The 24,093-nt window shown below is 37.5% G+C and carries 18 protein-coding genes and 2 riboswitches; of the genes, 6 read left to right on the forward strand and 12 right to left on the reverse strand.

Features of this window, described 5'->3' with window-relative positions; translation table 11 throughout:
• Positions 1–17: 17 nt before the first annotated feature.
• Complete coding sequence (locus ACQKL5_RS03475; protein ID WP_427606640.1) at positions 18–1,262, reverse strand: MFS transporter; 1,245 nt, start codon at positions 1,260–1,262, stop codon at positions 18–20.
• Between the two features lie 651 nt (positions 1,263–1,913).
• Here ACQKL5_RS03475 and ACQKL5_RS03480 point away from each other — a divergent pair.
• Positions 1,914–2,669, forward strand: coding sequence for an IclR family transcriptional regulator (locus ACQKL5_RS03480; protein ID WP_427606641.1), 756 nt, complete (start codon positions 1,914–1,916; stop codon positions 2,667–2,669).
• Between the two features lie 532 nt (positions 2,670–3,201).
• The gene (locus tag ACQKL5_RS03485; protein ID WP_427606642.1) at positions 3,202–4,533 is read left to right on the forward strand and encodes a gluconate:H+ symporter; all 1,332 of its coding nucleotides are present in this window, start codon (positions 3,202–3,204) and stop codon (positions 4,531–4,533) included.
• Positions 4,534–4,906: 373 nt separating this feature from the next.
• Here the strand turns inward: ACQKL5_RS03485 and ACQKL5_RS03490 are convergent, their stop codons facing one another.
• From ACQKL5_RS03490 to kdpA, 7 genes are all read right to left on the reverse strand, one after another.
• Positions 4,907–5,467, reverse strand: a complete 561-nt coding sequence (locus tag ACQKL5_RS03490; protein ID WP_427606976.1) for an ATP-binding protein — start codon at positions 5,465–5,467, stop codon at positions 4,907–4,909.
• Positions 5,468–5,809: 342 nt separating this feature from the next.
• On the reverse strand, positions 5,810–6,214 hold the full coding sequence (locus tag ACQKL5_RS03495; RefSeq protein ID WP_427606643.1) for a hypothetical protein: 405 nt from the start codon (positions 6,212–6,214) through the stop codon (positions 5,810–5,812).
• Between the two features lie 5 nt (positions 6,215–6,219).
• Complete coding sequence (locus ACQKL5_RS03500) at positions 6,220–6,756, reverse strand: VanZ family protein (protein WP_427606644.1); 537 nt, start codon at positions 6,754–6,756, stop codon at positions 6,220–6,222.
• A gap of 625 nt (positions 6,757–7,381) precedes the next feature.
• Entirely contained in the window at positions 7,382–9,712 is a 2,331-nt protein-coding gene (locus tag ACQKL5_RS03505) for a universal stress protein (RefSeq protein WP_427606645.1), read from the reverse strand.
• 61 nt (positions 9,713–9,773) lie between these two features.
• On the reverse strand, positions 9,774–10,331 hold the full coding sequence (kdpC, locus tag ACQKL5_RS03510; RefSeq protein WP_427606646.1) for a potassium-transporting ATPase subunit KdpC: 558 nt from the start codon (positions 10,329–10,331) through the stop codon (positions 9,774–9,776).
• A gap of 25 nt (positions 10,332–10,356) precedes the next feature.
• A complete protein-coding gene (kdpB, locus tag ACQKL5_RS03515) occupies positions 10,357–12,396 on the reverse strand; it encodes a potassium-transporting ATPase subunit KdpB (RefSeq protein ID WP_427606647.1) in 2,040 nt (679 codons plus the stop codon).
• Between the two features lie 22 nt (positions 12,397–12,418).
• On the reverse strand, positions 12,419–14,092 hold the full coding sequence (gene kdpA / locus ACQKL5_RS03520; RefSeq protein ID WP_427606648.1) for a potassium-transporting ATPase subunit KdpA: 1,674 nt from the start codon (positions 14,090–14,092) through the stop codon (positions 12,419–12,421).
• Between the two features lie 583 nt (positions 14,093–14,675).
• Positions 14,676–14,818: riboswitch (cyclic di-AMP (ydaO/yuaA leader) on the reverse strand.
• Between the two features lie 245 nt (positions 14,819–15,063).
• Between kdpA and ACQKL5_RS03525 the strand changes: the two genes are divergently transcribed.
• Positions 15,064–15,438: a DUF2294 domain-containing protein gene (locus ACQKL5_RS03525; protein ID WP_427606649.1), complete on the forward strand. Its 375-nt coding sequence runs from the start codon at positions 15,064–15,066 to the stop codon at positions 15,436–15,438.
• A gap of 103 nt (positions 15,439–15,541) precedes the next feature.
• Here the strand turns inward: ACQKL5_RS03525 and ACQKL5_RS03530 are convergent, their stop codons facing one another.
• The 4 genes from ACQKL5_RS03530 to ACQKL5_RS03545 form a co-directional block, all read right to left on the reverse strand.
• Positions 15,542–17,950 carry a heavy metal translocating P-type ATPase gene (locus ACQKL5_RS03530; protein WP_427606650.1) on the reverse strand — a complete coding sequence of 803 codons (2,409 nt, stop codon included), beginning with the start codon at positions 17,948–17,950 and terminating at the stop codon, positions 15,542–15,544.
• A gap of 80 nt (positions 17,951–18,030) precedes the next feature.
• The gene (copZ, locus tag ACQKL5_RS03535) at positions 18,031–18,237 is read right to left on the reverse strand and encodes a copper chaperone CopZ (RefSeq protein WP_427606651.1); all 207 of its coding nucleotides are present in this window, start codon (positions 18,235–18,237) and stop codon (positions 18,031–18,033) included.
• Positions 18,238–18,253: 16 nt separating this feature from the next.
• Positions 18,254–18,601 (reverse strand): metal-sensitive transcriptional regulator, encoded by a 348-nt coding sequence (locus ACQKL5_RS03540; protein ID WP_427606652.1) that lies wholly within the window; start codon positions 18,599–18,601, stop codon positions 18,254–18,256.
• Between the two features lie 312 nt (positions 18,602–18,913).
• Positions 18,914–20,107: a nucleoside transporter C-terminal domain-containing protein gene (locus ACQKL5_RS03545; protein ID WP_427606653.1), complete on the reverse strand. Its 1,194-nt coding sequence runs from the start codon at positions 20,105–20,107 to the stop codon at positions 18,914–18,916.
• A 190-nt stretch (positions 20,108–20,297) separates the two neighbouring features.
• Positions 20,298–20,402: riboswitch (purine riboswitch) on the reverse strand.
• Between the two features lie 390 nt (positions 20,403–20,792).
• Between ACQKL5_RS03545 and ACQKL5_RS03550 the strand changes: the two genes are divergently transcribed.
• The 3 genes from ACQKL5_RS03550 (at position 20,793) to ACQKL5_RS03560 (ending at position 24,074) form a co-directional block, all read left to right on the forward strand.
• On the forward strand, positions 20,793–21,989 hold the full coding sequence (locus tag ACQKL5_RS03550; protein WP_427606654.1) for a LysM peptidoglycan-binding domain-containing protein: 1,197 nt from the start codon (positions 20,793–20,795) through the stop codon (positions 21,987–21,989).
• Positions 21,990–22,249: 260 nt separating this feature from the next.
• Complete coding sequence (locus tag ACQKL5_RS03555; RefSeq protein ID WP_427606655.1) at positions 22,250–23,176, forward strand: HNH endonuclease; 927 nt, start codon at positions 22,250–22,252, stop codon at positions 23,174–23,176.
• Positions 23,177–23,435: 259 nt separating this feature from the next.
• Positions 23,436–24,074, forward strand: coding sequence for an exosporium leader peptide-containing protein (locus ACQKL5_RS03560; RefSeq protein WP_427606656.1), 639 nt, complete (start codon positions 23,436–23,438; stop codon positions 24,072–24,074).
• Positions 24,075–24,093 lie beyond the last annotated feature (19 nt).

Raw genomic sequence — 24,093 nt, forward strand, 5'->3', positions numbered from 1 at the left:
CTTTTTGTCTTAATCATTTACAACTGCTTTTCTAGGTTAATATTAGATGCACCTATAGTGAATGTTAAATACTTTCTAGAGGTAACAATATAAAAAAAGGAAAAGCATAAGGATATCGAAGCAATAATAAAGACAACAACTATGCTATATCGCTGTCCCAGTATTCCCATCATAAGGGTTGATATTCCGAATGTTGCCATTGTTAAAGAACTCTGAACTGCATAAACCTTAGCTAAAAGCTTATCCCTAACTAAACTTTGGATGATTGTATGAATAGAAATCATCCTCAGCTCTTCGAATAGACCAAACATACCAATCAGTAAAAGAGATAAGATGGGATGTACATTTAGTCCAAACAAAATAGTCATTAGAAAGACCATAAATCCTCCAACTAATATCAAATTTAGAATATTTCGGTTTATGAAATCAGATTGTCTATATGCAACTATTCCGGCAAAAAATAATCCGAATAATAAAGAAGTGTTTATATAGCCCCACCACTCAGTTCCTACCCCTAGCCTTATGTCTATAAAAGGGTATAGAATGGACGATACCCAAACTGGACCAGCTATAGAACTAAAAATTAGCGTTAGATGGAGGACACGTAGCCTCTTATCACCTGCAATTATTCTCCAACCTTCAAACAATGAAGCCCATTTACTTTCCTTTACTGATTGTTCTTCAGATGGTTTTTTTTCTTTGACTTTAACAAATGCCAGTAAGCACGTAGATAGTACATACAAACTAAACGTCAACATTAATAGCCCATTAGTATGCAAGAATGCTGCTAATACACCACCTGCGGCCCACCCACCCATCTGAATGAATTGATACATAGAAGACATTAGACTATTTGCTTTTAATAAGTTTTCTTCTGAAACAAGTTGAGGTATCAATGCACTACTTGATGGGTTAGAGAAACTATCTAAAAAAGTGATAAAGAAAATAATTATATAAATTGTCACAATCGTATCTTGTGTTAATAATAATGATACGTACAGGGTTAGCATAAGTAAGAAACAAGTTTTAATGAATTGAGAGTTAAATAAAATCGTTTTTAACTTATACCGATCTATTAGCAGTGGTGCTAATAATCCGCCTAAAAATCCACCAAGCATATTTATTGCAGGAACCAACGATACATAAAATAATGAATGTGTTACATTGTAAACACTTGTTATAAGCGCAACAATATAAAAAACATCTCCAGCATTAGCTAAAGATTGTCCAGCTAGTAGAACTTTAAATGATCTATTCTTCAATGTAAATAACCCCTCTTATTCAATTGTTTCGAATGAGAAATATTGATTTACATTGGTTTCACTCCTTTGAATTTTTGAATTGTATCTCTGAATATTTACATACTGAATAAACCTGGGTTAAAATGGTAATGAATTGTTAATCCAATCATTTAAATAAGAGGGAGTTATTTAAGGGTTAATTTGTAAAATTAGTATTATAATAGTAACATAAAGTTTCTTTATAAGTAAATGTCATACTTGTAAAATTATCCTCCCCCGTTAGGTGAATATCCTCCCCCGTTAGGTGAAGCAGAAAAACCCTTCTTACTATAAAATGTCACCTACTAATGATACGATTCACCATAACCCATCAAGAAGTGGTTTTCCACATCAGAACAAGAAATCAGCCTGTTATCATATAAACAATTAATAATTACCGTATTAGCTTATAGCTCGTCAAATATCTTTTCTTTACATTGATACTAAAAGAGCTTTCTGTCTTATAATAAATAAAAGGAGTTTCCTCCAGTCTCTGAGTTTATAGTCACTTACTCAATTCGGAATTATGGAGAGGTACTCCTTTTTCTTATTTAAAAGACTGGATCATGCAAGAATCAATATTATAAAATTCTATCATTTAATAAATAATCATAGTTCTAGGAGGATTTGATTGTGTCGGAAGAAAAGAAATACGGCAGTGTTTTATATAAAGCGGTTGAGATAATGGATTTTTTAAGAGATATTGAGGCTCCCGTAAGTCTTATGGAGATTTGCAAGGCCTTCACATTGAATAAGGGAACTGCTTCTAAAATTATGAACTCCATGTTGGATTTAAACCTTGTCATCAGACATGAACAAACGAACCGCTTTACATTGGGTAGCCGATTGATTGGATATGGTGCAGCAGCTGCTAGACAATTCAATATCGAAACGCTAGCAACACCAGTCATGGAGGAACTTCATTCAAAAATTGGAGAGACCATCCATTTAGGAATTGAACAGAATAGACGAATGATGTATCTAAAAAAATATGAGGCATTTTCAACAGTGAATTTACGTTCCCGCGTGGGACAAGATGTTCCGATGTATGCTTCAGCAATGGGGAAAGCGGTCCTTGCTGTAAAATCGGATCGTGTCATTAAGGACTATTATCATTCTGTGGATATCATTCAATATACAGAAAATACAATAACTAATTTTGATGAATTTATGAAAGAAATTCAAATAATCCGCAAAGACGGGTATGCAATTGATCGAGAAGAGTATGAATTGGGTGTTCAAAGTGCGGCAATTACATTTACTAAGTTTGGTGAAGTTTATGGTGCTATGAGTATAAGCATACCAAAGTACCGAATGACTAAAGAATTGAAACAAGAAATCTATTCCTCCCTCTTAGTTGCAAAAGAAAAAGTGGAAGAAAAATTATAAAAATAAACACGGATTTGGTCGATAGCGAAAACTATCGGCTTTTTTTATGCAATAATAATCCCACACCTTTAATAAAGGAAACGGTGAAAAATCACAAAACTCAAACTTCTAACATATTCAAGAAGACTTGTTTAATTGACTCTTATTAATAAAAGCGCTTGCATTTTAATTTAGTAATGAATATACTCTTAATATAAATAAGGAAACATAGTTTCCTTATTGGAAACTATGTTTTAGGAGAGATATAAACCCCACGAATTAATATTTGAAGATTACCTAAAGACTATTTATTTTGGTGCCTAGCATTTGCTAGAGAAGTATTGTCATACCCTCATATGATAGAAAGAATATCAACTATATGATTGAGTGTTAAACCCTATGTATGTTACTTAATTTTGTAAGCCTTTACAAAAAAGCTAGAAAGTAATTTTTGTCATATTAACAATCATGAAAGCAGAATGGATGAGAATTCAACAGGTCATTAACGAATACAAGAAGACGTGTTGAATCAGTTGATTTAGGAGGAAATATAATGGCACCAATGTTAGCCCTTTTGTGGGTACTCGTAGGAATCGGATTATTAATGGTATTCAATTTAAAGTTCAAGTTACACAATGTGATTGCATTATTAGTGGTAGGAATATTTATTGCCATTATGGAAGGTATGCCGATCGATGGAATCGTTACTACTATTGAAACCGGAATTGGCGGAATTTTTGGTCATCTCGCCTTAATTATCGTTTTTGGGGCAATAATTGGAAAAATCATGACCGATAGTGGGGCAAGTCAACAAATTGCCAACACGGTAATCGCAAAATGCGGAACTAAATTTTTACCGGTTGGTTTGATGTTTATTGGAGTGATTTTTGGGATTGCTATGTTTTATGAGGTGGCATTTCTGATAGTCGTTCCACTAGTTCTGAATATTGCAAAAAAAGCACAGATCCCCTATATGAAATTGATTGTTCCAACTGTAGTCGGGGCAACGATGGGACACAGCTTGTTTCCACCACAACCCGGGCCAGTAGCTTTAGTCGCGGCATTTAATGCAGATATTGCACAGGTTTATATTTTAGGAGCTATCGTCATTGTTCCCACCCTTTTTTGTGCAGGGATTGTCTTGCCACGAATGATACCGGGATTAAAGGATATGCCTTTAAATTCAATTTTAAAGCCAGTAGATGAGATACCAAAGGAACAATTACCTTCCTTTAGAAATTCTATAATCATTCCACTGATTCCAGCCATTTTAATGATTATATCATCCATTGTGAAACCAGTTTTCGGAAATGATTCTACTGTCGGAAAACTATGTACATTCATTGGCTCAGCAGAAATTTCAATGTTATTAGCTTTGTTTGCAGCTATGTACCTATTAGGCATACGCCGTGGAGAAAAAATGTCGGATTTAACCAAAACAGTAAGTCAAGGAATCTCTCAAATTGCTGATGTCCTTATGGTGATTACAGCTGGAGGAATTATAAAGCAAGTGATTATAGATAGTGGAGTATCAGATCATATTGTTCATCTTGTTAATGATATTCCTGTTTCGCCTTTTATTATTGCATGGATTATTACGGCAATTATTCGCATTCTAACAGGACAAGGAGCAGTTGCTGCGATAACATCTGCTGGAATGGTAGCTCCTTTGGTGACACAATTTGATTTAAATCCTGCTTTGATGGTTTTAGCTGTCGCGTGTGGTTCCAATACGATTACATTAATGTATGATGGTGGTTTCTTATTATTCAAAGAAACATTTGGCATCTCCATGAAAGATACCTTTAAGACATGGGGACTCCTGGAATTAGTCAACTCTGTTGTAGGGTTATTAATGGTATTAATTTTAAGTTTATTCATCTGATGAGATAAGAAATAAAAGAAGAGCCAACAATAAATCATCAAGTTTATGGCCGTTAATCAAGAAGAGATTTTTTGAATCTAACGGACTTTAAGCAGTATTTTACCTTAGGTTGGTGCTAGTAAAAAAACATTAACGACCAATAACGGGTATCTTCTTGTAGTTATCTATTCACAATGCTCAGTCCACTTCCGAAGACGATACCCATCAACCGTAAATCACATCTGAAATAACAAAACCGCACTTGCTTTTTCCCTATTTAGCTAATTAATATTCTAATTTATCTAACTATTGTTCAATTAATTTACAAAGAGAATTGAACAATAGTTTTTTTCCTGAATTTGAATATATGATGTCTGACATTACTAAGACACCTTCATTCAGCTATATGAATAATTTTTTGAATAACTGAATTGACATCCTCATTGTCTTTAATTACAAATAAATAGTCTGCTTCCCCTTCTATTGGATCAATTACATCTTCTTTAAAAGATTCAGCCTGTTGTCTAACAAGGACATCCTCATAATTAGAATACGGACCCCTAAATATATTCGTCCTTCTTCGACTTTGGGTAACCCGTTCTTGAAGAACATCATCAGGAATATCAAAATGGACCAAGATTCTGACATACTCATCAGTTGTAAACAACTCACCTAGCAAATATAATCGTCCTTTTCGACTTCGATTTGAGTTGCAAATTATAAAGTTAAGATCAGTGTTTCTTTTAGCATAATCGACTATTAGCTTTGATAGAGAATGCTTAAGAGTATTAGGCCCTTGTTTGGGTAGTAAGTTTTTATAATATGTGTTTATAAATTCAGCTTGATTATCTTGATCCATAACAAAAGCATTGTTTAACTTTTTTTCCAAAGCCCTTGCAAATGTTGTTTTTCCAGAATGAGTTTTACCCACAGTAATAATCACTACCCTTTTCATAATCATAACTTCAACTCCTTCTAGCTAAAATTCTAGAAACAGCATAAAACCCCTCTATTTGTTTTTGTTAAGCTAATAAGCCCCAAATCCACATTTATAAAAACTCGAAAACACTGTACAGAATTGAAACGGTGTAAAAACTAATCCTTATTGAAGTAACGCACCCTGAAATTCAAGTGAATCACTTCACAATTTAAGAACGATTTACAAATAAAAAAGTAGTTCCACTTCTAGTTGAGGAGTCTATTTTAAATTTAATGATTATCGCTAAAAAGCTCTCGAGACCTTCTCGACAGCCTTTTAGTGATATCATAGTTTCATTGTTTGCTTGTTTGTTTTTCTTTACTCCCACCAATGCTTCTGTTCACTGAACCTAACGTCCCTTAGTTTCGCGTTCCCGGAAACGGTAATCGAAATTTCGTTAACATTACTATATGTCATATTTGTTTTAGGATTCATCATGTGGAAAAGTGGAACGATTATTTTCTCTGCCTCTTTATTCCATGTTTCATCTCGCTGAATTATACGGTTTCCATCTACCTCTATCGTAACTTCTCCCTTGGAATCACCATTGTATGGAATGCCAAAATAAGAATAGAACGTCACATTTCCCTTGTTCCCCAAGATGTAAGTGTATGATTTGCGTTTACCATCTTCACTGGTATACACGTTCAGTTTGGGTTCTATTTTCTTCCCTGCTACAGTGAAACTTGAAAGATTTCCAGTCATAGGCATGATTCCGTTCAATTCTTTTACATCGTGTAAGGCTCTCTTTTTGCCACAACATAATCAACCGTTTCCGAGATCACGATTACTCCAACTAGAAGAACAACAATAGAAAGGGCAGAAGCAATAAGCTTTTTAAGAGATAATTTTGAAGAAAATCCAACTTTATAAGCGACAAATCCGATTGCAGCGCCTAGTGTATTTACAAATACATCATCTAAGTCAAAACTACCCAAATGGGTTAAAGCCTGGATTGTTTCAAGAATGAGGATAGACAAGACAAACAAAGAAATGAATTTCCTGAAACTCACACGATACAACAGAGGAATCAGGATTCCATAAGGGATAGACGTAGCAATATTTCCGAAACTGTATATCCAACCAAAATCTAGTCTAGGGAAAGAAAGTGGGCCTCCTTCTGGAACGAAAATAAATGTGTAACCATTTCTACTAGATAATGAAAAATGTTCTAATCGACCAAATGCAAGATAGAGAAAATAGAAAACTAAAAGGGTATAAATAATAGTTCCAACTAAGATGCGTTTCCTTAATTTTATATCCATAATGACCACTTATATTAATTATACATTTTTGTATGATTTTACCATAAGTGATGCACAAATTCTATATTATTATTATTCTTTTCTTTACTCCATTGTTGAGTTCTTTTCAAAATGTTCTCTCTCGTTCATTTGTTTCTCATTATACCGTACAGTCCAAACACACTTTTCTTCTTAAACAATCATTTCCCTTTAGTTCCACAAGAATCAAGGATATTTTCAATTCTCCATAGTGTAATAGGTTATTATGGAACTGCTGTAGAAGATAATATAGTATCCCATTCCCTTATATTGTTATAGTCTTAGAACAACAATTATTAAATATGGCACAGCTTGTAAGAGCTACCTTCATTGTTCTTTATATTATTTCTAAATTCCTTGAATACTTCTTAAAAAAGCAAAAATTTCAATAAACGTAGATTTGCATACGCTTATTGAAATAAATTTATATACATATGAAATTCTATAAACCTTACCTATAGCTCAATATGGACTGACATAATAAATAAATTGGAGAGGTTTTTGAATAAAAACATGATACTCTGTGCTTTGGAAAACACACCTTTCATTTTGAATGATCCGGTTTCCGTTAACCCCTTTTAATCTACATCATTATGAATTTATTCTTTCAATCCGCCACAATTAAGATATCAAGGTGCCTCGCCTCTCGTAAAAGTTGAGCCACAATTGAGCCTTGTATGATTTCTTGCCATCTTTCTTTTGCTGAATGTCCAATGATAACTTGTGTAGCTTTTTTGTCTTGTAATTGTTTAGTAATTTCACTTACCACCAATCGCCTGTTGGTTGTTGAATACATTTCGAAATGGCCACCTAATCGTTTCGTAAGGCTTCTTATTTTATCCAATATCATCTGCTTGTCATTAGGTAGTGAACGTTGGTCTTTAACATAGACTACATACCACTTCGCTTTAAGTCGATAGGCAATTCGGAAGCCCCTCCTAATTAAGCGCTCAGATTCTAAGTTAAGGTTGACGCAAACAAAAATGACTTCCTCTTTTCGCCACGGCCCCCTTACTCCTTCTTTACGCTTGAATGATTCCAATCTGTCATCCACATCATCTGCCAGTTCACGGAGTGCAAGTTCCCTTAGAGCTATGAGATTACGAGTCTTAAAGAAATTGTTCAAGGACTGCTCCACCTTATCCATGCTATATATGTTTCCTTCTTGCATTCGCTGTCTAAGTGCCTTTGGGGAGACATCAATTAATTCAAGCTCATCCGCTAATTGCAGAATTCTGTCCGGAACGGTTTCTCGTACGCGAACCCCTGTAATTTGCTCTACACTATCATTCAAGCTTTCTACATGTTGAATATTCATGGTAGAAATAACGGATATCCCAGCCTCCAATATGTTCAAAACGTCTTGATAACGTTTTTGGTTTTTACTTCCTGGCACGTTTGTATGTGCCAATTCATCTACAAGTACAACTTCAGGATTGCGGATGATGATGGCGTCAAGATCCATTTCCTCCAGCACGACGTTCTTATACGGAACCTGTTTGCGAGGTATAATTTCTAACGTGTCAACTTGGGAAGCCGTTTCTATTCGACCATGTGTCTCCAATAATCCTATTACAATATCAATTTCACTTTTCTTTAATTGATTGGCTTCCCTCAGCATGGTATACGTTTTTCCTACGCCAGGAGCAGAACCAATATACACCTTTAATGTTCCTCTTTTCACCCCCTGTATCTTTTCTTTTATTTCTGCAGGCGAAAGTCTTCGGTATGGATTTTTTTTCTTTTTCTTTTTCTTTGAGTGAACGGCAGGTAATACCCTTTCTCCTTCTCCTCTTGTCCGGTCTGCTACAACACATACATCAATGTTTTTAGTTTGGCCCAATATTTTATTGACTATAGAACCATGGATGATTTCTTCCCACCTCGTCCTTTTGGATTGACCTAGGATGATCCGGGTTATATAGTGCTTCATGGCATATCCAACGATTTCTTCAGCAATATCACCCCCGTTTATGACTCTTTCTTCAAACTTTCCATTTAACTTTACGATAAGTTTTTGTATAGAACTTTTAAATAACGACTCCTCTCTAGTTAGCTCTTTCTGACTTGGGATAAAGCTAACCACCACTAAATCTCCGCCTAATCGTTTGGCTATTTGATCTCCTCTCCGAATTAAGATGGAGCCATTCCAATGATATTGTACACAAACCAAGATCCGCTCGGAAGCGCCTGTAGGTCCCATTAACCCTTCCTGTTCTCTATGTTCGGTTAAGTCTTCTTCTACTTCTCCAGCTAGGAACCGGAGTGATAGTTCCCTTAGAACGGCTAGGTTATCTCTATGAAAGAGTTTCACATCAACATCTTTTCGTGCTAGTGTTTCTACGATTTTTCCTTCTTGAAACCGCTTGAGGATTGCCTCAGGTGTAACATCCAAAAGTCGTACTTCATCAGCTTGTGTCAACGTGTTTTCAGGTAAGACCTCACTTACATGGAGCGGGAGATTCAGTAGATGTTCCGCAACTTCCTTCACCCCTTTCAATTCATATATATTTATCGTTGTGATGACACTGATTTCATTTCTGATCAACTCCATGACATCTTCTAATCTAGTTGCATTTTTAGCAGCTGGCCGGTTTTTGTGGGCTAACTGATCGACTAAGATCACTTCCGGGTTCCTTTTGTGGATTTCTTCTATATTTAAGTCTTGCCTTATAAACCCATTTTGCTCCCACTCAATGGTGGGTATTACTTCTAGGCAACCTACTTGCTCCATCGTGATCTTGTTACTAGAATCACTCAATAACCCAACCACGACATCAACGCCACGCCTTTTCAACTCATGTCCTTCAAGAAGCAAATGATAGGTTTTCCCGGAACCGCTAACAGATCCCATTATAATCTTCAACCGGCCTTTTTTGATGTCGGAGATGGATTGTAGGATTTCAGCTGGCGTTTTTCTTCTGAATTGTTCTCTCAAAAAACCCCCTCCAGATTTCTTTCTAGATTAATAGGGAGTGAAAAGCCCTCCCCATTCTCAATCATTTCACTTCATCCAAAGCAATATTCAACTTCAAAACATTAATATGGGGTACTCCAAAAATTCCAAATGAACGATTTTCCGTCTGGTCATCAACAAGTCTATATACAGTCTTTTCAGGTAATCCCCGCTCTTTTGCAATCCGTGGAACCTGAACGAGTGCTCCTTTTAGAGAGATATTAGGATCCAGACCTGAACCCGAGTTCGTCATTAGGTCAGAAGGTATTTCCTCTTTTTTAATTGAAGGATTCTCTTTTAGAAATCCAGCCATTTCCTTTTCTGTTCGTTTTATCATTTCTTCATTGGACTGTGAATAGTTAAGTGAACCTGAGCCTGCGGCGTCATAACTTATCGAAGAAATGCGCCCATGAAAATATCCAGGTCCTTCAAAAGATTGACCAATCAATTCCGAGCCAATCATTTGCCCTTTATCATTTTTAATTAAGCTACCCTCAGCTTGAGCAGGCATCAATACTTGTGAAAGACCCGTTATGAGTAACGGATAGGCCATTCCACATATAAACAATAGCACCAATACAACACGTATATTTTTCAACATATTTATTCTCACCCTTATATTTGAATTAAGCTAAGCCAAACAGTACAAGAATTAGGTCTATACACTTGATGCCAATGAAAGGGACGATCACCCCGCCCAATCCATACAGAAATAAATTCTTCGTTAATAACCTTGTAGCGCTCATCGGAACATATTTTACCCCCTTCATGGCTAACGGAATCAGGAGTGGGATGATGATGGCATTGAATATCAAGGCAGATAATATCGCACTTTGAGGTTTGGCCAACCCCATTATATTTAATGCCTTCATTTGTGGAATAGCTAACATGAACATTGCTGGTATAATTGCAAAGTATTTAGCCACATCATTTGCTATGCTGAACGTTGTTAATGCTCCACGTGTCATGAGTAACTGTTTTCCGATTGCCACCACCTCAATGATTTTTGTAGGATCTGAATCCAAATCCACCATATTGGCGGCTTCTTTGGCTGCATTGGTGCCTGTATTCATCGCTAAACCCACATCTGCCTGTGCCAAAGCAGGGGCGTCGTTCGTTCCATCCCCGGTCATTGCGACAAGTTTTCCTTCGGCCTGTTCACGCTTAATTACAGCAATCTTATCTTCAGGCTTTGCTTCAGCAATGAAATCATCAACCCCGGCTTCCTTGGCTATTGTTGCAGCAGTTAAAGGGTTATCACCCGTACACATGACGGTTTTAATGCCCATTTTCCTCAATTCATCAAATCGCTCTTTCATCCCCGCTTTTACCGTATCCTTTAAATAAATGACACCAAATATCCGATTTCCTTCTGCGACAACGAGTGGTGTGCCCCCTTGGCTTGCTACTTCATCACTAATATCTTGTAAATCAGGAGGAATGTTTCCGCCCTGTTGCTTTATATATTTTTTAATTGAATCAACTGCACCTTTTCTGACAATCCTCCCATCAGAAAAATTTGTCCCGCTCATCCTGGTTTCTGCCGTAAACTCAATGCCTTCCGATTCTCTTTTATCTAATTCTTTTTCAGGCAATCCCGCTTTTTTGACAAATTCGACAACAGAACGTCCTTCTGGTGTTTCATCATGCAATGATGAATAACCTGCGAACATATTAAGTTCCTTCTGACTTACACCTTGCACGGGCAGCAAAGCAAAAGCCATCCGGTTACCATGTGTAATTGTTCCTGTTTTATCAAGAATAATGGTATTGATATCTCCAGCTGCCTCAACGGATTTTCCCGATTTAGCAATTACATTGAATTGGGTAACTCTATCCATTCCAGCGATTCCTATAGCTGAAAGAAGTCCCCCTATTGTCGTCGGTATCAAACAGACTAATAATGCCACCAACGTGGCGATTGGCAATGTCACTTTTATATAAGAAGCAATGGGCACGAGTGTCACACAAACAAGTAAAAAGATTAACGTCAAACTCACAAGTAGTGTGCTAAGTGCAATCTCATTCGGTGTTTTTTGCCGTTTAGCCCCTTCCACCAAGTTAATCATCCGATCCAAGAATGACTCCCCAGGATCATTGCTCACTTTAATTTTTATATAATCACTAATCACTTTAGTTCCGCCAGTAACCGAACTAAAATCCCCGCCTGGTTCTTTTATGACATTCGCAGATTCACCAGTGATGGCTGATTCGTCGACAGCAGCTACTCCTTCAATGACATCACCGTCACTAGGGATTAAATCATTAGCTTCTACTAAAACTGTGTCACCCTTACGCAGCTCTGTGGCATCGACAATCTTTATCGATCCGTCTTTTTGAAGTACCTTTGCTTTCGTATCCTGCTTTGTCTTTTTTAAGCTATCTGCTTGTGCTTTTCCACGGCCTTCAGCCAACGCTTCAGCGAAATTGGCAAAAAGAATGGTCAGGAACAAAATAACCGTCACTGCACTGGTATATCCCCTATCCGATATCCCCCCAAATAAATGAGGAAATATGGTGAGAAAAAGAGTCAAGACAAACCCAATTTCCACGACAAACATAACAGGATTTCGGGCCATGGTTCTGGGATTTAATTTTTTGAAAGCATCTTTCATCGCTTCAAAAATCACATCATTATTTACTTTTCCAATATGCTTCGTATTCATCGGTAATACTCCTTTTCATCATTTATCTAAATGTTAACCATTCTGCGATAGGACCAAGTGCAATAACTGGGAAGAAAGTCAAAGCTCCAATAATTAAAACAGTACTTAACAAAATGACAAGAAATGTAGGATTATCCGTTTTAAATGTTCCCATCGTTTCTGGGACACGTTTTTTGGCAAGTAATGATCCAGCAACAGCAATCAGTGCTATCATGGAAAAATAACGGCCAAACAACATCACTAACCCAGTGGAAATATTCCAAAAAGGTGTATTATCCGCTAAGCCCTCAAATCCGGATCCGTTATTGGCGGCAGATGAAGTAAACTCATAGATAACTTGAGAAATCCCATGGAAACCTGGATTCGAAATGGCCTCTGTCCCCATTTGTGTAGTTAATGCAAGAGCAGAAGGCACCAAGATGATTAGCGGATGCAAAAGAATGACGATGGCTATTAATTTCATTTCCATTCCTTCAATCTTCTTTCCTAAAAACTCAGGTGTACGTCCAACCATGAGCCCCGCAATGAATACAGCCAGGATTGAATACATGAGAATATTTACCGTACCTACCCCATCACCGCCAAATACGCAATTCAACATCATCATCGCTAGTGGCGTTATACTCCCGATTGGAGTCAGAGTGTCATGCATATTATTTACAGTCCCTGTGGTTGCTGCTGTCGTAACCGTTGTAAAGAGCGCACTTTGAGCAATCCCAAAACGCACCTCTTTACCTTCCATGCTGCCACTTTCTTGCGATAGGCCTAATACCTCCAATTGGGGATTTCCATTTTGTTCGCTAAAGTAATTCACGCATAGGAAGGCAAGTAACATAAGCCCCATGGCTGAAAAAAGAATCCATCCTTGTTTTCTACTTTTGGCCATATATCCAAATGTCAATGGAAGGGCAGCAGGAATGAGGAACATCGATAAAATCTCTAAAACATTCGTAAAGCCATTAGGATTCTCATATGGATGCGCCGAATTGGCACCAAAGAATCCACCACCGTTCGTCCCTATATGTTTTATAGACTCCAATGCAGCGACAGGCCCCCTTGCTATATTTTGAGTCGCTCCTTCTAAAGTAGTAACAACAGCTGTAGAATCAAGGGTTTGAGGCACCCCTTGCGAAACAAGGATCAAACTGACCAAAATTGAGAGTGGCAGCAGCACCCGAATAATTGATCGAATTAAATCGACGTAGAAGTTTCCTAAACTCCTTTGGCCGGTCAAACCCCTGAAAAAAGCGATGCACAGGGAAAGACCGGTTGCAGGTGTCGTGAACATCAGAAAGATGATGACAACCATCTGTGATAAGTACGATAGACCAGTTTCTCCACTATAGTGCTGTAAATTGGTATTGGTAAGAAAACTTGCGGCCGTATTAAAGGCCAACAAAGGATCCATGTTAGCTATCTCGCTTGGGTTCCCTGGCAAAAGTCCCTGAAAACGTATGATGATATATGAGATAATAAACATGACTAAGTTGCTCAAGAGCAATGCCTGTGCATATTGCTTCCAATTCATATCACTTGACTTAACTCCAGCTATTTTAAAAATACCGTGTTCTATCCACCCAAACATGCGATCTTGCCTGGTAGTTTCAAGCGAATACACAGTCTTTAAATATTTGGCCATTGGTATTGCTAGTAAAATTGCAAAAAGCAACACCACACTGATTTGTAAAAAATCCATTTACATTTCCTCCGTTAATGTTCTTAATATTTTTCCGGGTATAGTAAAGCATGAATTAAATACAAGGTTACCGCCCCTGCAATAAGAAACAACATATACTACTCTCCTTTTTTCGTTATAACTGTGTTACAAAAATGAATAAATCCCGAGAAAAGAAAGTAGGGTATCGCTATAAGTAAGATTGTTACAAAATCCATTTGATTCTCCCCTTTCACAACCATTTGAAATCCTTTACAATCCCCCTCCTTAATGATTAGTTGGAAAATTGTGCCAAAACCATAAAAAATAGACCAATGCATACTCTTCCTCCGAGAATCTGCCATCGCATAGCTATCCTAGCTAAAATCGTGAAAAAATGATTCACAATTAAAACAAGAATATTAACAAAAGCAAACAAGATTAGTGGAGAAAAAGTACTCATTGGTCTACTTATCGCCTAGCAAGCTATAGCCCTCTTTGCGATCTGTCTTCCAAGAAACCTTTTCATTTAATTATAGGCATAATAAAAAGACCTACTAAAATGCCAGGTTGCTATTTTGCTAAAAACACAACAAAAAAGCCTCCTGAAATAAGGTGGTCTTATGACCTCCTTCGCTTTAGCCGACGAAGTTAGCTGACGGGTAGGATGGCGAAAGAGTATCACATCCCTTCTGCAAAATGCAGAATTAACCCCATAAAAAGTGGGTCCTCCGTTCTCAATCACTTGAGATTTGGCCGATATCAAATTGTTATTGATGAGCATATTCTACGCTCATTACTTAACTTTTGTAAACCTTTAAAAAACCTCATATATACGTAAATAAAGTCATTTTAAATCATTTAACTTCATTTTTATATCCAAATACATTATTTACTCTAATAATCTATTATTTTCTATCAATAACACATAAACTCATAATTCCATTGACAAAAACTTGAATTCAGCTTTATGATAAGTCCCATATATAATCGATGAAAAAATCGGAGGCATTATGCTAAATCAAAAAAAGAAAATCGAAGCCGAAATTAGTGCAGCATTCATTAAATTCCAGCGTGATTTAATCGGCAGAGGTCCACAAGAAGTCAAAACCTACATAATAAATGACATGATCATCACTCGTTTCAAGGGAGTTTTGACTGTCGAAGAAAAACATCTTGTCAGTCAGGATTCTGGAAAGAAACTTGTAAAGAAAATGCGCTCACTTCTTCGTGAAATGTACAGTGAGGAGTATGAAAAAATAGTTGAAGAACTAACAAGCTGTAAGGTCCTATCCTCCCATAGTGATATTAGTACCAAAACCGGTGAACGGATCGAAGTATTCATTGTTGATAAAGATTTGGAAAAACATTTGGAAAGTTTCAAATAAAGGGTCGTTTTAGGAAACAATAACCAAACCTAAAAAAGGCAGAAACGTTGATAAACAACATTTCTGCCCCTTTTGAAAAAGACTTACCGATCAATACCAAAGTTCAAAGCTTCACCCTTTGAAGACGAAGGGCATTCAGTACTACAGATACCGAGCTAAAGGCCATTGCGGCACCTGCAAGCCACGGTGCGAGAAAACCAAATGCAGCGATTGGTATCCCTACCACGTTATAAGCAAATGCCCAAAATAAATTTTGCCTGATGTTACGCATCGTTTTTCTACTCATGAGAATGGCATCCGCAATGCTATTCAAATCCCCCCGGATAAGCGTAATATCCGAGGCTTCCATGGCGACGTCCGTTCCCGTTCCGATTGCCATTCCGATATCAGCGAGTGCAAGAGCCGGTGCATCATTGATTCCATCCCCAACCATTGCGACCCTTTTATCGGACGCCTGCAATTTTTTCACTTCTTCCGCTTTCCCTTCAGGCAACACCTCCGCAATCACTTGATCTATCCCGACTTGATTGGCGATCGCTTTAGCAGTCCTCTCATTATCACCCGTTATCATGATAACTTGAATATTCATCGCTTTTAATCGATTTATGGCTGTTTGAGATGTCTGTTTGATTGTATCAGCCACTGCTATGAGACCTGCATATTCACCATCAACACTAGCAAGCATCGATGTTTTGCCCTGCCCTTCAAGGTGTTCCATCATGGCCAACGCTTTTGTAACATCCACATGATGTTGCTTCATCAATTTTCGGGTTCCTACCAATAACACTTTTTGATTCACGAGTGCTTTTACGCCGAAACCTGGTATAGCCTCGAACTCCTGAACCAGCCCAAGAGGAATTTCCTTTTCTTGTATACCTTTCACAATAGACTCCGCAAGAGGATGTTCAGATTGCTTTTCAGCAGCTCCAATCAGAGATAAAAACTGTGTCTCATCCATTCCATTCTCAATGATGACATCAGTCAATATGGGAGTTCCATTTGTGACAGTTCCTGTTTTATCTAAAATAACCGTATCAATATGGTGAGTCGTTTCCAGGTGCTCCCCACCCTTGAATAAAATGCCGAACTCTGCCGCACGACCGGAACCAGCCATAATCGATGTTGGTGTAGCTAAACCTAAGGCGCAGGGACAAGCAATGACCAGTACTGCAATCATCGTTTCAAAAGCTGGCGTAAATTCACCTGGATTCACCCAAATTATCCTTACGAGGAAAGTTAAAATCGCTAGGCCCACAACAATAGGTACGAAAACGCCAGAAATTTTGTCTGCCAGCCTTTGAATCGGTGCTTTCGAGCCTTGAGCTGCTTCAACCACCTTGATGATTTGTGAAAGAGCCGTGTCTTTTCCAATCTTGACAGCTTTCATTTTTAAGAAACCATTTTTATTTAATGTGGAACCAATTACCGTGTCTCCAATACTTTTATCAACTGGAATGCTTTCTCCTGTTAACATGGATTCATCGACAGCGGAATTGCCTTCCATGACTTCTCCATCCACCGGGATTTTTTCACCGGGTTTAATCAAGACCATATCTCCCACCATGACTTCTTCAAGAGATATCGTTTGTTCGACTCCATTCCTCAGCACCAATGCCGTCTTGGCCTGAAGCCCCATCAGCTTTTTAATGGCTTCCGAGGAACGCCCTTTGGCCCTGGCTTCAAAAAGCTTACCTAGGAGGATGAGTGTAATCAGTATCGAACTTGTTTCGAAATATAACTGTGCCGTATGATGATGTGCTCCAATAGAAAGGATTGCTTGGTATACACTGTAAAAATACGCAGCGGATGTCCCCATGGCGACCAAAACATCCATATTAGCACTTTTATTCTTCAGAGCCTTATAAGCTCCTACATAAAATTGTCCACCGATTATGAATTGTACGGGGGTAGCGAAAGCCATTTGCACCCAGGGATTCATCAGGAAATCTGGCATATATATAAATGAAGTAAAACTAAAATGCCCGACCATCGTCCATAACAAAGGCAGCGATAGAATGAGGGAAATAATGAATTTCCTCTTTTGCTTTTGAATTTCTTTCTGGCGATAATCCACCGCTTCCTGCTCGTTTTCCTTGATCAACGCGCCATATCCAAGCTTCTCGACTCGCTGAATGATTTCTTGAGTGGAAGTCTGAGAGGGGTTAAATTCAATGGTCGCATTTTCAAGCGCAAGATTTACAGTAGCCAAGGAAACCCCATCCATCTTATTAAGCCCTTTTTCTATTCTATTGGCACAGGCCGCACACGTCATGCCCGTGATGGCGAGTTCTTTTTTCTCCTTCACCACGTCATATCCCAAATCTTGTATTTTACTCTCCAAATCCTGGACTTTTACTTTTTCTGCGTCATATGAAATGACTGATTTTTCTAGGGCCAAATTAACAGTAGCCGCTTCGACGCCTTCCATCTTGTTTAACCCTTTTTCTATCCTGTTCGCACAGGCCGCACACGTCATACCAGAAACCTGCATGCTGGTTTCCTTTATACTCATATCCTACCCTTCTTCCCTATACCGCTATGGGGTATAATATTTAGCAAAAAAGAAGTGCTCGATAAAAGCACCCTAATTATTTATTCGACATCGTATCCTTGATCATCGATTGTTTCTTTAATCTCTTCAAGAGAAACCTTTTCCTTATCAAAATTAACTTCCACTTTTCCGGATTCAAGTTGGACTTTTACGCTTTCTACGCCTGTAAGCTTACCTACATTACTTTCAACTGCATTTACACAATGTCCACAAGACATACCACTTACATTTAATGTTACTTTTTCCATTCCAATCACTTCTCCTTTATTTTTTCATTAATTTTTGTATCGTGATTAGCACTTCATCTATGACTTCAGTATCTCCATCATTGAGCCTGTTAACGACACAATTTCTCATATGACCTTCCAATAAAATCTTAGCCACACTATTCATAGCGCTTTGAGTCGCGGCAATTTGGGTGATAACATCATCACAATACGTATCTTTTTCAATAAGACCTTTAATACCACGGATTTGACCTTCAATCCGATTTAACCTGGTCGTTAAGTTCTTTTTTACTGCATCCGAGTGATGACTCTTCCGGTCCTGGGAAGGATTGATACAGCATTCATTTTCAATGAAAAGGTCCTTTTCTTCTATCTCTTTATTCATCCTCATCCCTCCTCAACAATAAAGTACCATACCCCACTACCCTATGTAAAGAAATTCATCTTCTCTTGATTCTGTACTATTATACTCTTTACTTACCTTAGGATTCTATTCGAAAAAGTTACACAAACTTTTATAAGGATAATTCCTTTTTAAGTATAGTCTCATCTTATTTCCTATTAAACATTTTATTAAGATTCAGTACTTACTTTTATAGGACAACAAAAGCCAAGGATGCATAAAATCACTTGGCTTAATGTATTCATAATTTACATATAAACATCAATATGTTAACGGTTTCTAGTAAATCAATAGTTACCAAACAAACAAGCCAACAATCATGGCGCTTAGCATGGATACTGCCATTCCACTAAGCAGTAGCTTCCAGACATTCCTACCAATGATACTTGATTTTTCCTCATCTAGGATGGAATTGAATGTTCCATAAATCATGCCGACTGTACTGAAGTTTGCAAATGAAGTCAGGTACGTTACGGCGACGGCGACTGTATGTGGAGCCATACCGCTTATCTGATTTTTTAAGTCCAGCAGGGCCACAAACTCATTGGTAGCCAGTTTAATACCCATTAATTGAGCAACATACATCGTATCTCCCCAGTTTAATCCAAACAAGAAAGCGAATGGACTAAAGATCACAGAGAAGATTTTTTGAATCGTCAAACCATCCACCGCAAGACCTAATATACCATTCAGGCTGGCTGTCAACGCGACATACCCGATTACCATGGCCATGATAACAATGACCATTTTGACTCCAACCAGCATACTGTTTGAAATCGTTGAAAAGAAGTCTTTACGTTCCTCTTTTGTTGGGATATACACGACGTCTTCCTCTTTACTGACCGTAACGGGATTTAACATATTGGCTATCAGCAAGGCATTTAAACAGTTTAAGGGAATGGCAACGAACACAAACTCTGCCGGTACCATGGATAAATACGCACCAATGATGGAACCGCTTATACTACTCATACTCATAATTCCAAACGTAAGCAAACGTTGATCTTTTAAAGAAATAAGTTGCATCCGTATTACAGCGAGAGCTTCCGTGTTTCCGAGAAACATCATCTGGATAGAAAAGAAGCTCTCCAATTTCGGCAAACCGGACACTTTCGAAATAAGCCAACCGACTTTATCTATAATCCAAGTCAGGATGCCGAAATACGATAGAATATCAAAAAACGTAATAATGAAGATGATTGGCATTAAGGCACTGAAAAAGAAATCCACTTGTTCATTGGCCATAACAGAAGGAAATACGAAAGAAATCCCTTCATTTGCACAGGCGATCAACCAGGTGAAGAAAGTAGCAATTTGCTTAATGACCCATGTTCCGACTGAGGTCGATAACATGAACCAGGTAATAAGCAACTCAATCCCCAGCAAGGTAAGAATGATTTTCCATTTAACGTTCTTTCTATTGGGCGAGCACAGGTAGACAATCCCCATGACAACCAATACACCTAGGATATTTAACAAAAAGTACATACGACACCCACTTCCATTTAATTATCCCTATAGGTTATTCATACATAAAAAGCCCTTATTTATCATGCTTTCAGCCACTGGACAGAAAGCATGATAAATAAGAGCTTCTTACAAAACTAAATAAAATAGTTGAACCTTGTAAGAAATTCAAAACGACTTACAAAGCGCACAACTAAATACCAGTTCTTCTCTTATATACACGCTTCCTTGTAGTCCGGCTTTTTTTTATGGCAGCCAGGTAGAAACTATCAGACCTTTTCACTGATATTATACAAGGATATTTATATAACGATTATTCATAGGAATGGGTATCATTTTATATGAGATGACTAACTATTACAATATGTTTTTTAATAGTCAGAATTTTTCCTTTATCTTATTAATATAAAAGAATGCTCTCTTATGCTCTCTTAAAATTATTATTTTTAAAAAACAGTAAACTTATCAAATCATTACCAAATGACTTAAAAACATGCATTTCTAATATATTGAAGTATTTTAGGTAATAGGTAACACCTTCCGAAGCAACGTAACAATCCTGTAATAAAAGCAATAAAAACTTAACACAATATGCAGAATATATTTCTATTTTTAATATTTTTCTGGTTTAATTACCTTATAATATTATTGCACAATAAAAATTGAGCAATAATATTATAGAATATCAGGAGGAATCTTCCTTTTTATGAATAATTCAAAAAAATCTTTTATCCTTGCAGGTTCTATCATAGGTACCCTATTTATCGGCAATTCTGCTTATGCTAGTACTTACCAAGTTAAATCAGGCGACAGTCTATATAAAATTTCTAAAGCAAAAAACATAACGATCCAAAAGTTAAAATCACAAAATAATTTATCTAGTAATCTTATATTCCCGGGACAAGTTTTAAAAATAAACGAATCCACGGCAAAAACCACAGGATCAACTAAGAAGCATGTAGTCAAACTTGGCGATACTCTAAGTGATATTGCAAAAAAATATAATCTTTCGCTAACTTCATTGATGAAAATGAACCCTAGCATTTCCAATTCAGACCGGATTCGTATTGGCCAATCCATCATTGTTTCTGGAATAGCTACGACAGCTAATACTCCTGCAACTACAAGCAGTTCAACCGGTACATATAAGGTTAAATCAGGAGACAACCTTTCCAACATTGCAAAAACACATAAAACGACAGTCAAGGCTTTACTTTCTTTAAACCCGTCCATCAAAAATGCTAATGCTCTTCAGATTGGACAATCTATTAAAATTTCAGGAAAAGCTACGACAGCTAGCACAACTACTACAACAAGTAGTTCAACTTCAACCTATATAATTAAATCAGGAGATAATCTATCCACTATAGCAAAGAAATATAAAACGACGGTTACTGCTTTACTTTCTTTAAACCCGTCCATCAAAAATGTTAATGCCCTTCAGATTGGAAAGTCTATTAAAGTCTCAGGAAAAGCTACGACAGCTTCCACAAATTACACAACGACCACGACTGTATCATCTACATCTGAAGTGGACCGGGTTTTAACCGCTGCTAAAAAATATTTAGGAGCTAAATATCTGTATGCTGCAAGCACATCACGCACTGACGCGTTCGATTGCTCATCCTTTACCATGAAAGCATTCCAAGCAGCAGGAATTTCCTTGCCTCGGACTTCAACCGGTCAAGCTCAAATGGGTGTTCCTGTATCTTCTTATTCTCTAAAAAAAGGCGATTTAGTATTTTATGATACTAATCGAGACGGAGTAATCAACCACGTAGGGATTTATGCAGGGAATAATCAAATGATTAATGCATCCTCCTCTAGAGGTGTATCGTATGCTGATATCAACAGTTCATACTGGAAACCTCTTTATGTAAAAGCCGTACGTATTCTTAACTAATTTACTGACGTTACCAATCGTATCTTTCATACCTATGTACGCCTCAAATATTCTAATGTTTGAGGCGTATCCTTTTTATTTTCACCTTCCCACCTTCTATCTTCTTTTTGCGTCCTTTCACCTTACTTCTTTGGCTTTTAGCACGTTATCATTACATTTCTGAAATAATTAGGGTATGATAAGTTACATAGATTATGTTCGAAGCGTAAACAAACCGCTCTTTCATTTAAAACGCATAGTAGTAAGTAGGAGGAAAGACGTTGAATAGTTTTATTGTCATGCAGGGTACTACATATCAAGAAGAAAGACATTTAGGGATCATTTGGTCTCCTCAAATAGATAAATCCGGTTTAGTTCCACACTCATCTAAATTAATCCAAGAAATCAAAAATGGTGATCGCATTTTCCATTATGTAAAAGGTTCGATTGTCGCTATCAGTATTGTGAAAATGGGTTGTCAAGAAGCTATAAGACCTCAAAGAAATCGAAATCATAAGATAGAAAATGGATATCTAGTTGAAACGGAGTATCGTGAGTTGGAGATACCCCTTAATATACGGGACCATTTTAATGAAATCACTCAGTACCTTCCTATTAAATATTCAGCATTCCAAGAGGATGGCACTGGCAATTCAGGTTATTTATATCCATGTAACGAAGAACTTACGCTAAAACTTTTAGAATATATTAGTATGCTTAACATATTTAATGCCGATGAAGACCAATTAGAGCTCTCTGTCGATGAAGTCATTGCAAAAGAGCGAAATCCCTTACAAGCACTTCTCGCTGAAACAGAATCAGAAGCCAAGATGAAAATTCGCTGTGGTCAACAAAAATTCAGAAAATTGGTTATGCCTCTTTGGAATCATCATTGTCCACTATGTGGAATTGGTATGGCGGCTCTGCTACAGACCAGTTACGCTAAACCTTGGAAGGATAGTACGGATGAGGAACGCCTTAATCCTTATAATGGACTCTTGTTATGCTACAATCATGACGCCTTGTATGAAAAAGGCTTAATCACTTTTGACGGTCAAGGTAGAATACATATATCTCAGCAGATTCCTGAGGAAGAATATGATATGTACCGATTAGAAAAAGGCATAAAAGTCGCTATTCATCCTGAAAATAAGCCATACTTTAAATGGCATAAGAAGAATGTTTTTGTGGACAATAAAAAAATATAAACCTTACAAACGAATCCCTAACGTGGGCTGCTTCCCCCCATGTTAGGGATTTTTTGATTTATATTTATTCTATCGAGCTTTAGGATAGGAGATTTTACTACTATGAATAATAAGGGGGTATCTTACGTTTCAATAGAAAAGAAAAATCCCCTAGTAGTTAGATCAAGCGGAATAATTGATATAAACGTTGGTATTTGTCCAATCAAAAATGGTATCCATTTAATAAGATAATGTAGTGTTTAAAAAAGGGGGTAAGAATTTGAGTTTTAAAAGGTTCTGTAATTTCTGGAAAAAATGTATTGGTTGTACAGGGGCCACGGGGCCTGCTGGTCCTATAGGAGCTACCGGTGTAACTGGAGCCACGGGGCCTGCCGGAGCTACTGGAGCAACTGGAGCCACGGGGTCTGCCGGAGCTACTGGTGTAACTGGCGCTACCGGAGCGACAGGGAATGCGGGGTTTGAATTTTCTGTACCATCAGCTATATTCATCCCTTCTCCCGGCTTATTAACTGTGTCAAATGAAGAAGTTGCTATCACCACTCTTACTATCTCACTCTTCCAAGATGCAGCGGTAGTACTGCAGGGGCAGGTAGGATGGAGTTCACCGAATTTCTTTAATTTAGCAATGGTTTCACCTAACTTTTTTGATTTGGCACTGATATGGAGGATTCGTAAGGGCAGCGGAGGACCAGTCATTTGGGAAGGTCGTGATGGCGCCAGCTTTGAATCTGATGAACAAGCTAGATTCTTAAGTTCCATCTTACATGTCGATTCCTCTCCTGGATTGGGCTCCATCACATATGAATTGACGGCACAAGTAGATCCCCTATTGAGTCCGGATTCTACTGCAGAGGTTAATGGACCAGTCGTTTTTATCGGAAATGCATTTCCGGTATAGAAATACTCTATAGAAGACG

This window comes from Peribacillus sp. NPDC097675, from assembly GCF_050277655.1.
Taxonomy (GTDB): Bacteria; Bacillota; Bacilli; order Bacillales; family DSM-1321; genus Peribacillus.